Annotated in this window: 8 protein-coding genes; 3 read left to right on the forward strand and 5 right to left on the reverse strand. The window is 43.9% G+C overall.

All coding sequences use genetic code 11. From position 1 onward, the window contains the following. Positions 1 to 3 precede the first annotated feature (3 nt). The 5 genes from Q4549_RS18185 to rcsF form a co-directional block, all read right to left on the reverse strand. The gene (locus tag Q4549_RS18185; protein WP_303553807.1) at positions 4 to 1149 is read right to left on the reverse strand and encodes a patatin-like phospholipase family protein; all 1146 of its coding nucleotides are present in this window, start codon (positions 1147 to 1149) and stop codon (positions 4 to 6) included. A 104-nt stretch (positions 1150 to 1253) separates the two neighbouring features. Then, positions 1254 to 2954: a proline--tRNA ligase gene (locus Q4549_RS18190; RefSeq protein ID WP_303553808.1), complete on the reverse strand. Its 1701-nt coding sequence runs from the start codon at positions 2952 to 2954 to the stop codon at positions 1254 to 1256. Positions 2955 to 3014: 60 nt separating this feature from the next. Continuing rightward, on the reverse strand, positions 3015 to 3635 hold the full coding sequence (locus Q4549_RS18195; protein ID WP_303553809.1) for an acyltransferase: 621 nt from the start codon (positions 3633 to 3635) through the stop codon (positions 3015 to 3017). Next, on the reverse strand, positions 3625 to 4344 hold the full coding sequence (tsaA, locus tag Q4549_RS18200; RefSeq protein ID WP_303553810.1) for a tRNA (N6-threonylcarbamoyladenosine(37)-N6)-methyltransferase TrmO: 720 nt from the start codon (positions 4342 to 4344) through the stop codon (positions 3625 to 3627). The genes Q4549_RS18195 and tsaA overlap by 11 nt, the downstream gene beginning before the upstream one ends. A gap of 4 nt (positions 4345 to 4348) precedes the next feature. Continuing rightward, entirely contained in the window at positions 4349 to 4714 is a 366-nt protein-coding gene (rcsF, locus tag Q4549_RS18205) for an Rcs stress response system protein RcsF (protein ID WP_303553811.1), read from the reverse strand. A gap of 171 nt (positions 4715 to 4885) precedes the next feature. Between rcsF and Q4549_RS18210 the strand changes: the two genes are divergently transcribed. The 3 genes from Q4549_RS18210 (at position 4886) to gmhB (ending at position 11251) form a co-directional block, all read left to right on the forward strand. Further along, positions 4886 to 8554, forward strand: a complete 3669-nt coding sequence (locus Q4549_RS18210) for an ATP-binding protein (protein ID WP_303553812.1) — start codon at positions 4886 to 4888, stop codon at positions 8552 to 8554. Positions 8555 to 8656: 102 nt separating this feature from the next. Then, positions 8657 to 10657, forward strand: a complete 2001-nt coding sequence (locus tag Q4549_RS18215; protein WP_303553813.1) for a methyl-accepting chemotaxis protein — start codon at positions 8657 to 8659, stop codon at positions 10655 to 10657. A gap of 36 nt (positions 10658 to 10693) precedes the next feature. Further along, positions 10694 to 11251, forward strand: a complete 558-nt coding sequence (gene gmhB, locus Q4549_RS18220; RefSeq protein ID WP_137672877.1) for a D-glycero-beta-D-manno-heptose 1,7-bisphosphate 7-phosphatase — start codon at positions 10694 to 10696, stop codon at positions 11249 to 11251. Positions 11252 to 11603: the final 352 nt, after the last annotated feature.

An 11603-nucleotide genomic window follows, 5' to 3' on the forward strand; every position in this document is an offset into this window, starting at 1 on the left:
CAGCTAGTTTTCTAAAAAAGCCAAAATTTTGTCAATTTGCTTAAGCGTATCCTGATAGCCCTCTCTTATCAGATAGTTAGTGTAAGCCTGCTCGAACATTAAAAAGCTAGTAATTGCCGAAGGTTTATCTTTTTTAATACCAAGCGTGGCTAGCATTAAGCGAACGCTAAGCGGAAGGTGTGAGTAGTGGTCGTGGGCGATTTGCTCAAAATCTATCTTAGGTTTAATACTTAAAGAGGTGACAGGTCTGAGATCTAGCTGCTGTTGTTGTTCTGCGTTGAGCAGCTCAATGGTGCGGTTAATTCGTTGCAAGCGTTCCAAGTCTGAATTAAGCGTATCAGAAAAAATAGAATCCAATAGATGACCAGCAATAGCCGCACTATTGGGTGGCGGGCAGTCTATTGCGCACGCTGGCTTTCTTGGCTGTTCCAAGTGAATCGCCAGTATTTTGTCTGCACCTAAATGAATTGCCGGGCTAAGTGGGCAAAGCTGGTGAATTGACCCATCACCATAATAATCTTGACCTACTTTGGCAGCAGGGAAAATGAGAGGAATAGCTGTGGATGCCATTAAATGGGTGGTATGGATCTGCGTTTTTTTGCCGTGACGCCGGGCTCGTTGCCAGTCTTGCTGTTGCTGAGCAGCTTGAAAGAAAGATAAAGACTGGCCATCTTGGTAGTTAGAAGCCGTGACCGATAAAGCATCTAAGTAATTACGGGCAATGTTTTGGTCAATGCGCTTATAGTTTAGGTAGTTATTTAACAGCTCTTGCAATGGCTCATTGTTGAGTAATGAGAAACCGTTTCGTTTACTGTAATCAGCATGTAGGCTTTTACACAGCATTGAAGATAGTTGTTTAGCAATAGCTAGCCCGTCGGTTCTAAAAACTTGCTTACATTGGAAGTTACGCCAAATATATTCGAGCTTTTTCACCCCAAGGCGAAAGCAAGAAGCGTATACCGCCAGCGCAGTCGCATTGATTGCCCCAGCAGAAGTGCCACATATAACAGAGAAAGGGCTAGCATGATTGCGAGGGTATTGTTCGGCAATGGCTTTTAACACGCCAACTTGATAAGCAGCCCGTGCGCCACCACCTGTGAGAACAAGCGCGACTTTTTGTTTGGATTTTGCTCTAGGCTTTTGATTCATAATTATATGTTAGCACAGCGTTATTTGGCCGCTTGTCAGAATCATCACACACCAGAAACAAAAAAGCTGGCTAAAGCCAGCTTTTAGTTGACGCAAGTATAAACTTAGAATTGATTGAAGATGTCTTCAATTGCTACTTCTATTTTCTCGCCGCTACGGCGGTTTTTGTATTCGATCACGCCTTTGTCTAAGCTGCGGTCACCAATCACGATAACGTGAGGAATACCAATTAGCTCGATGTCTGCAAACATTACTCCAGGACGTTCTTTACGGTCATCAAACAATACATCGATGCCACGTTCTTTGGCTTCTTCATAGAGCTTGTTGGCTACTTCCTGCACGCGATGAGACTTATGCATATTCATTGGCACAATCGCCAGCTTGAACGGTGCAATACTGTCAGGCCAAGTGATTCCGTATTTGTCATTGTTCTGCTCTATAGCAGCAGCCACAATTCGAGATACGCCAACACCGTAACAGCCCATGGTTAGGGTTTGATTTTTACCCTGCTCATTCAGTACCGCTGCATTCATTGATTCCGCATAAGCTTCGCCTAATTGGAAGATGTGACCGACTTCAATGCCGCGTTTTATCGCCAAGGTACCTGAACCGCAAGGGCTTGGGTCGCCTTCAACTACATTACGTAAGTCTGCAACTTGGCCTAGCGCTACATCACGCTCCCAGTTAATGCCAAAGAAGTGTTTATCATCAACGTTAGCACCAGCGCCAAAATCACTACAATGCGCAGCTGCGTAGTCTACAACAACAGGCATTGGCAAATTAACTGGGCCTAAAGACCCCGGTCCGGCACCTACTGCTGCTCGTATTTCTTCTTCGATAGCGAACTCTAACGGAGAGGCTACATCGGCTAACTTCTCTGCTTTAATGTCGTTTAGTTCGTGGTCACCACGAATGATCAAGGCAATAAGCTGATGCTCAGATTCTTCGGTGGCTTTAACAATCAGCGTTTTAACTGTTTGTTCAATTTTTAGTTCAAATTGCTCAATCAGTTCAGCAATGGTTTTAGCATTTGGTGTTGCAACTTCTTGCATCTCTTGGCTTGGCGCTGGGCGTTCGCCTGCTGGTGCTAGGGTCTCTGCTTTTTCGATGTTTGCCGCGTAATCGCTACCATCAGAGAATACAATGGCGTCTTCACCTGATTCTGCTAATACGTGGAACTCATGCGATACACTGCCACCGATGCTACCGGTATCAGCCAGTACAGGGCGGTACTCTAAACCTAGACGTTCAAAGATACGGCAATAACCTGCATACATTTCATCGTAGGTTTTCTGTAAACACTCTGGGGATAAGTGGAAAGAGTATGCGTCTTTCATCAAAAATTCTCGTGAGCGCATTACACCAAAGCGTGGGCGAACTTCATCACGGAACTTGGTTTGAATTTGGTAAAGGTTAAGTGGTAGCTGTTTGTAGCTGTTAACTTCTTTACGCACTAATTCTGTAACAACTTCTTCGTGGGTAGGGCCTAGTACAAAGTCGCGCGAATGACGATCTTGAAAGCGCAACAGCTCTGGGCCAAATTTGTCCCAGCGACCTGTTTCTTGCCACAAGTCTGAAGGTTGAACAGTAGGCATGTGGATTTCGATAGAGCCACAGGCGTTCATTTCTTCTCTTACAACTTGTTCTACTTTATGCAGAACTCTCACCCCATTGGGTAGCCAAGTATATAATCCAGAGGCTAATTTTCTGATCATGCCGGCACGCAGCATTAGCTGGTGAGAGACAACCTCGGCATCGCTTGGCGTTTCTTTCTGAGTTGCCAGAAGATATTTGCTAGAACGCATATCTATCCTATCATTTTTGCTATTAAATTCCGGCGATTGTAACAGGCAAATTTCGCTCTGTCAGGCCTTGTCACGACGGTCGCCAATGATTTTTGCAGGGTTACCTGCAACGATGGCCCATTCTGGTACATTTTTAGTCACCACTGACCCCATTCCCACCACTGCGTGGTTGCTAATATTCACGCCGTCTGTGATACAAACATTTGCGCCAATCCACACATCTTCACCAATGTTTATACCTTGTGACTGACTGTTTTGTTGCCATATAGGTTGGTCGGGGTGCATGCCATGATTAAAGGCATAAATCTTCACTCCATTCGCTATTCTAGAGTTTTTGCCAATGCTGACACCCTTTTGACCGCCATCAATGGAGCATCCGTGGTTAATAGCTACGTGTTCGCCAATAGATAAAGGCCCATGCAAAAAGCACTGAGCGGCCACAAACGAGTTTGCTGCAATATCGATTAAGCGACCTGGCTCAGCAAATAACTGCGCATCGGGCGCGATAAAGCAGTGCTCGGCCAAGGTGACCGTTTCAACAGCTTGTATGTGTTGTTGAATTGCTTGCTGCCAGGGCTTCGCCCATTCAAGTTGTTTATCTTTTAAGCGGTAGTATAACCACGGCATCCAAGCCAAGCGTTGTTTGTGCTGTTGCTGGTAATCTGCAGGGCTAAGTGGCATAACTCACCGACATCACTGTGATGTATTGTTGCCCCTGCGGGTTAATGTTTACTTTCCAGCGAATATTTAAATCAAACAAAGCCACGCCATATTCTTTATCATCTGCTTTATGTTGTTTGTAAGCAGGCCGAGGGTCTTGGGCTAAGACTTGCTCAATCACCAAGTATTGCTGATCGCTCAGTGCCAAGGCTTGAGATTGTTGGTTGGCCTGAGGAGAAAAGCTCACTGGTAATAAAACTGATGGTGCTTGCTGAGCATAACCTGCCAATGCATCGGGTTTACTGTCTGAGTAAGGTAAGTAGGGTTTAACATCGTAAATAGGTGTGCCGTTAACTAAGTCTCCACCTCTAAAGTGCAGAGTAGGGCTTTTCGTATCACGCTCTACGTGGCTCAGTTCCATTAAGGACAAGCCTAAATGGTTAGGTCTAAAACTAGAGCGAGAGGCGAGTACACCCACTTTTTTGTTACCGCCTAAGCGGGGAGGGCGCACTTTCGCTTTCCAGCCTGACGCTATATTTTGATGAAAAGCGAACATTAACCATAAGTGGCTGAACTGTTCTATTTCAGCCAACATGTCTAGATCGTTAAATGGTTCACACAAGACTAATTTACTGCTTGTTGCGGTGACTAAATTGGCTTGTCTAGGCACCGAGAATTTTTCTTGGTAAGGGGAATGAATATGTCCCAAAGGTTCTATGGTTAAGGTCATAAGCTTAAATTTTGTAGGCCTTACCAAAACAGCTCATCATGGCGATACACGCAGCGGGATCTTTAATGGGGTAGCATTGCTGTACCGTTACCGCGTTTGCACCAACACTAGCCGCTTGAGCACGTAAGTCATTACGGGCATCCACTTCTTGAGGTGGCGCTTGGTTGGTTTTTTCTTGGCAGCTTACCCCCTCTACAATACCTATATATTCAGCATTCAGTGGGTCAATATCCTCTGCTTGATACACTGTAACGTCGGCCGCGGGTACGTAGTTCTCGAAGTTCTCTTTATCTACGTTGGTATTGAATGAGTAACTGCCACTGCACCCTAAAATGCTAAGGCTTAATGCTGCTGTTAAAATGAAGCGCATAACTATCCTATTGATAAAATACTTGAAGCTGGTCATTGGCTGGTACAATTGACATATACTTATTGATAATACAGGGTTTATTATAACATCACTTACTTTCGCTTGCTGTTTCTAGTTTCATGCTGAATAGCGAAAATAATCCTGTAAGGATGGTTTACCAAGGATAGGGTAATGTTTAAACCTTGTTTCAGCATGTTCCAATCTCTCGATCTGGCTTGGCGTCATAGCGTAGGCTTGCTTTTTTCACTTGTTGTGGTGGTGGCGTTAGCCTTTTGGGGGCAAAGCGTTGACGCTACTGTACCGCCGTTGGCCTCGTTGCTTGTGGCCGTATTCAGTATTATTTTGCCTTTATCTGTTGGCTTTATGTGTCGCAGATTTTATCGAAAAAAATACAGCTATACCATGTTGGTATTTGGTGCTGCTTTCTTCTCCGTCACGGGTTTAGAACTGTGTTATTTCGTGCTTCACCACCAATCCTTTTTATCGCCATTACCTCATTCTTCTAACATCGTTGCAGTATGGGCTGGGTTAATCACACGCGGTTTTTTAGCGGCGGTACTCTTGATATGCGGAATATTGCTGAGTCGTTATGAACGTTTAGCTAATGGCGGCAAAATGAGCATTTCGGTATTGGCCATTGGTAGCATTATTTTTGCTGTGCTCAGTGTGGCTTTTCTCTATGTTGTTTCGCTACCTTTCATGCAAGTTACCTTAGATCATTTACGTTCGGTACTTGAACTGCTTGTTACGGTTATTTTTGCCGTAGCAATCGCCTATTTTGGTTGGCGAGGTCGGTGGTTACATTGCACTTTAGAGTGTGGTGTTTTTGCCTGTGTTTGCATTCAATTTATTTTGTATTTTTGGCCTGTTTCGCCAGAACTTGGTGCTAACAGCTTAGCGGTATTCTGTTTGGCCCTCATTAAACTCTTAAGTTACTTAGTGGTGAGTATTGCCATTTATATCGAGCTTAAAGCGCCAGCCCCGATGAGTGATGTTGAGCGAGAGCATCGACGAGAAGATCGTTTAATTCGTTTAATGGAGAGGGCAAGAGGGAAGAATCACTCTTGGTTTACACGTACCAAAAGCTCGATTAGCACTTACGTTACTTTGCTCAGTGGCTGTTTGGTGGTTGCTGGAGTACTGGTTACTTATCTGATTTTCTATTTTTCTTTTGTGTCTAGTTTAGAGCTTGAGCGTAAACAGCAGCTGAGTTTGCACAATGCTATTCAAGTCGAACGTTTAGACCGTGAGATAGACCACGCCTATGAAGAAATTCAACATTTTGCTGAGCCAGCGTTGCTTAGTGGCTTTATTCAACAGCAGTATGTTGACGGGCAGTTTTTAAATATCGAACCGGCTTTTTGGAAGTCGCGAATAGAAAATGATATTCGCCACGAACTAAAGCGTGAAAAAGCTCTCGTTGCAGTACATTTAGTGGTCGTTGCTCAGGGACAACAAATTGATTATTTGTCAGTGGGTAAACAATATGGTCAAACCTTACCTAAAACCTTACTAAAAAAGGCAGAGCTAGCACCTAATGTAGCCCACGCTCAAACCATTCGCCAAGCTAACCAAGGATTTTGGTATTTAGCGCATGGTGTGCAGCACCATTCTGGTGAAGTGGCTGCGATTTGGTTATTTCAATATCAACTAGACGAACTGTTCAAATCCTCTCAACGTAACTCTGCTTATGGATTGCTTGGTGAAGCCAATCAACATAGTGGTGGTCCGCTATTGGTGTTTGATGTAAATGGTGAAAGGCTGTGGCGAAGTAAGCTGAATAAAAACGACAGTGGCAGGTTTCAGGCGTCTGAATACCAACGTTTGAAAGAGTTAATCGACTCCCCCGTTAAAGATGTTGCCAATCAAGTGATAACCTTTGGCTCCTATATACTCAGTATTCAGCGGCTTTCTTATTTCGCTAATAATAAAAAGGAATATTTGGATTTAGTCCAAATAGCTAATTACCAAGATACTATTGCTGCATCACAAATGGCGGCTAAACAAGCGTTGCTAGCGGCAACAGTAGTGACGGGTTTAATGGTGTTGGTCGGGTGGTTTTTTGCGCACACCATTGTATCGCCGCTGCGTTATATTACTAATGCGACCTTATTATTCGGTGAGCGTAATATTAGAGTTACCTTGCCAGAAAAATCTCACGACGAAGTGGGCGTGTTAGCTAAAGCAATTGGTCAAATGACAGAAAAAGTAGACGCTCGCACCGATCAGCTAAACAATGAAATTGCTCAGCATCAGAAAAGTCAAAAGCAACTATCTTTAGCGCAAAAAGAAGCAGAAGCTGCCTCGTTGGCAAAAAGTGATTTTTTAGCCATGATGAGCCACGAAATCCGTACTCCCCTAAATGGCATTATAGGTATGGCGCAGTTACTGAGTGCTTCTTCACTGAGTGCTGAACAAACCGAACATCTCAATACTATTCGTTTATCAGGTAAAGCCTTACTGGTGATAGTGAATGATGTACTGGACTTTTCTAAAGTTGAAGCCGGTAAAATGGAGCTGCGTTTAGACGCCTTCAACTTAAAACTCACGTTGTTAGAGGTGGTTAAGCTTTTTTCACCTCAAGCGAAGTCTAAGCATATAAAACTGCAGTTAGATTACCCTGAACACTTGCCTGCGGTGTTTATTGGAGATCAGGGGCGAGTGCAGCAGATCTTCATAAACCTTGTTAGCAACGCCATTAAATTTACTGAGGTTGGAACCGTAAACTTAAGCGTAGAGTATTATCCTGATGCCAGCATTGAAGAGACAGTTGTTCTAAGAGTTACCGACAGCGGTATTGGCATAGCCGAAGAAGCCATTGCTGATTTGTTTACTCCCTTTGCTCAAGCTGATAATTCAACCACTCGTCGTTACGGTGGTACTGGATTAGGCTTGGCTATTTGTCATCGTATTGTGTCATTAATGAACGGTGACATTAGTGTGCAATCTGGCTTAGGTGTGGGATCTGAGTTTCGCGTTAGTTTACCCATGCAAAGTGTAGAAGATGATGTGTTGAGTGTTGGGACTAAAGAGGAGCGAGAACACATCGAACTTAGTCGCTTAAGTGGTCATGTACTTCTAGTGGAAGACACTCTGGTAAATCAACGCGTAGCAAGTCATATGCTGAATAGTTTTGGTTTGAAGGTGATGATCGCCAGAGACGGCCATGAAGCGATAGACTTATTCAAGCGTTGGGGCTCTAAGCTGTCGCTGATTCTCATGGACTGCTTGATGCCAGATATGGACGGTTATGAAGCCACTACAGTGATCCGCGAGTTAGAAAACCACGCGCAGCGTATTCCTATTGTTGCATTAACAGCCAGTGTTAGTGTTGAAGCTAAGCAAGCTTGTTTTGACGCAGGCATGGATGATTTTGTCACTAAACCTTTTGACCGCGTTGGCTTATATGTTTGCCTGCGTAAATGGTTGAGCGCGCGTAACGAGCGAGGGCGCAAATTATCTAGCCATCAAATGCCTGCCCCAAAAGACTACCAATACATCACTGCGGCTGATCTAGATAACTTAAGCTCAAGCATGGGAGAAGAGTTTGAGTCATTGCTACATGAGTACAAAAAAGGTGCTGAAGCCATGATTGTTGAATTGACCCAAGCGATAAATGCAGAGCGCTATCAAGAAGCCATTCGCCTAGCCCATGGTTTAAAATCAAGTAGCAGCTATTTTGGTGCCAGTCGTTTGCAGCACTTGTGTTTTCAACTTGAAGAAGGGCTGAAAATTAAACCGATAACACAGGAAATATTAGGACTTGCTGCTGCTTTAGAGGCTAACCTTCAAGAAACTATGCTGGAAATAGAACAGCATATGCGCTTATATTCTAAGTGATATCTATTTGGGTTTACCGGATGTAAACCCAATCGCTGGATAACGCCTCCAAGATTTTGGCTTATCTTCAGCATCTTCATTTCAATAAAGGGAGCTTCGTCAGTGTCTATTTCCAATAAACTATTATCAGCATTTGGCTTTATGGCTGTACTAATGGTTATTTCTGCTTTCATCGTATTTGTTCAATTAGGCAGTATTACTCAAAAGGAGCGGCAAATAGTTGAAGTTAGTGTTCCTGTTGTTGCCCAAAGCAAAGAAATTGAAAGCCAGTTGCAGTTAACCGTTAGTTCGTTGCGTGGTTATCTTATTCATGGAGCCGACAAACAACGTGCCGAGCAGTTTCAACAGCTGTTTGAGCAATCATGGCAAAATATTGCGGCTAGCCTAGAGCACCTTCAAGCTTTAACCACTGCAGGTGTGCCTGAACAAGCAACCGCGAGTTTTGAGCAACTCAAAGCGTTACAGCAACAAATAATTAAGATTTCAAATAGTGAAGACAACTTACCTGCGCATGCTCTGTTGTTATTTGATATAGCGCCCTTAGCAGAAGAAGCGATGAACCAAGTGTCTAGCGCTGTTACCGAAGAGGTATCACAGTCAGGTCTTTACAGCCCTAAAAAACGAGTTCGTCTGTTGGCTGATATGAGCGAAGCACGTAATGAACTGGCTAATGCTTTAACTAGTTTAAGAAGCTTTATTATTACCGGGGATAGCTACGAGCAGGAAAAATACCAAGAATACTTTGCCAGACACAAGCAACGGGTGGCAGATGTAGAAGCTGCCAGCAGTTTGTTTACAGAAGAGCAAGCCAGGCTTTGGCAACAATTTGTAGAGTTGGTTGATATATTCGTCCCCTTGGTAGATGAATTGTTTGTGATTCGCGCAGCCGAGGATTGGAATATCGCTAACTATAGAATGGCAAATGATGTTATCCCGCTGGTGGAGGATATTCAGGTTCAGCTAGATAGTTGGAATCAACAACAGCTGCAACAGTTAGAAAGCCACCAATCGCAATTGGAAACTCTTGGTAAACAAATCGTATTTGTAGTGTTTGCTGGCGCCGCTATCGCGGCTTTGCTCGGTGGCATAGTGGTTTTATGGTTAACGCAGCAGATTAAAACAAGCTTGGGCTTGGTTAATCAGAGAGCCGTAGAAATTGCTAATGGTAATCTGTCTAACCCACCCTTAAAGGTAACAAATAAAGACGAAGTAGGATTATTGACCACCTCAGTTAACGCTATGGCGGAGCAGTTAAAGGGGCTCATCGCCGAGGTTAATCAAACGGCGGCAGATGTTAGCCAAAGCAGTGTTCAAGTATTTGATAAAAGCAGCGGCATTGGTGCAGCGCTAGATGAGCAACGCTCAAAAGTAGACTCTGCAGCCACCGCGATTGAAGAAATGTCGGTTGCCGCTCGAGAAATTGCGCAAAATACTTCGCAAGCAGCTGACCACGCTAGAGAATGTGGAGAGGTAGCCGAGACGGGTGGTGGCGTAGTGACTGACACCATTTCCATTATGAAAAAAATTGAAGGTTCAGTAGGGGACAGCAATCAGCATATTGCCAAATTAAATCTAGCGGGGGCAGAGGTTGAGAAAATTACCGATGTTATTGCTGGTATCGCTGAGCAAACTAACCTTCTCGCTTTAAACGCTGCAATTGAAGCGGCTCGTGCTGGTGAGCAAGGGCGGGGTTTTGCAGTGGTGGCCGACGAAGTGAGAAGCCTAGCTAGCAGAACCAGTGAATCTACAGAAGAAATTGCACGTATCATTAATCAAATTCGCAGCCTCACAGAAGCCGCAAACCAAAGTATGAGCCAAAGTACCGAACTGGTATCTAGTGGTAGAGAGGTGGTGAATAAAGCTGGAGATGCTTTACAACAAGTCATTGGCACTACTCAGGGGGTAACTGAAATGGTGACTGCAATTGCCGCAGCCACTGAAGAGCAATCTGCAGTAGCAACAGATGTTGCCTCTACGTTAGAAACTATTGCCTTGATTGCTCAAGATTCGGTTAGCGAAGCTCAGTCAAGTGTGAATGATGCTAAAGCCTTAGAAGAAAAGTCGATTCAATTGAAACAACAAATCCAACGTTTTGTATTGTAGAATTGGCGCTTAGATAATTAACAGTAGAACTATGTAATGAAGCAGCCCGCTATTTTTCTCGACCGTGATGGTGTAATTAACCACGATCGTGGTTATGTTTCTAAGGTCGACGACTTTGAGTTTATCGACGGCGCTATAGAAGCAATGCAACAACTAAAGAAAGCTGGTTGGCTTTTAGTGGTAGTCACCAATCAAGCGGGTATTGCTCGAGGCTATTTTAGCGAAGAGCAATTTGTTAGTTTGACTGAATGGATGGATTGGTCATTAGCAGATCGCGGCGTAGATCTAGATGGTATCTATTTTTGCCCACATCATAGTAAATATGGTGACGAAACTTACCGTCAAGATTGCGATTGTAGAAAACCACAACCAGGTATGTTGCTAGAAGCGGCCGCTGAACTAAATATCGACTTATCTAAATCTTGGTTAGTAGGTGACAAAGCATCTGATCTTCTTGCGGCTAAAAATGCTGGTGTACCTAATCGATTATTGGTTGAAGGTCAGTATCCAATATCAGAACAAGAAGCAAAGCTAGCCATAGCCAAAGTTGCTTCTCTACAAGATGCTGCAGTGTATATTCAACAGCAGGGTTAGCTCATTAGCTAAATGATGCGTTTTCCATACCGTTTATCTCTTTTGGTTTGCGCAAACTCTCTTTTTAAACTTACTTTTGTTGTATTTTTAGTCAAAAATGGCGGTTTTGTTTAGAATGTGAGCAAACGGTGCGGTAAAGCGCATTTTTGGCAAAAAAACGCTTGCACCAAAATCGCGGATCCCTATAATGCGACTCCACTGACACGGCAAGCGGCGCTGCAAAGCACGTTGAAACGATGTCAGGGTTGGTAAGGCCTGAGGCTTTATTAACGGCGCAAAAACTTCTTCTTAATTAATATTAAAAAGCGGTTGACAGCCACAGAGGAAAGCGTAGAATGCGCACCTCGCTTCG

This window comes from Agarivorans sp. 2_MG-2023 (assembly GCF_030548085.1).
GTDB lineage: Bacteria > Pseudomonadota > Gammaproteobacteria > Enterobacterales > Celerinatantimonadaceae > Agarivorans.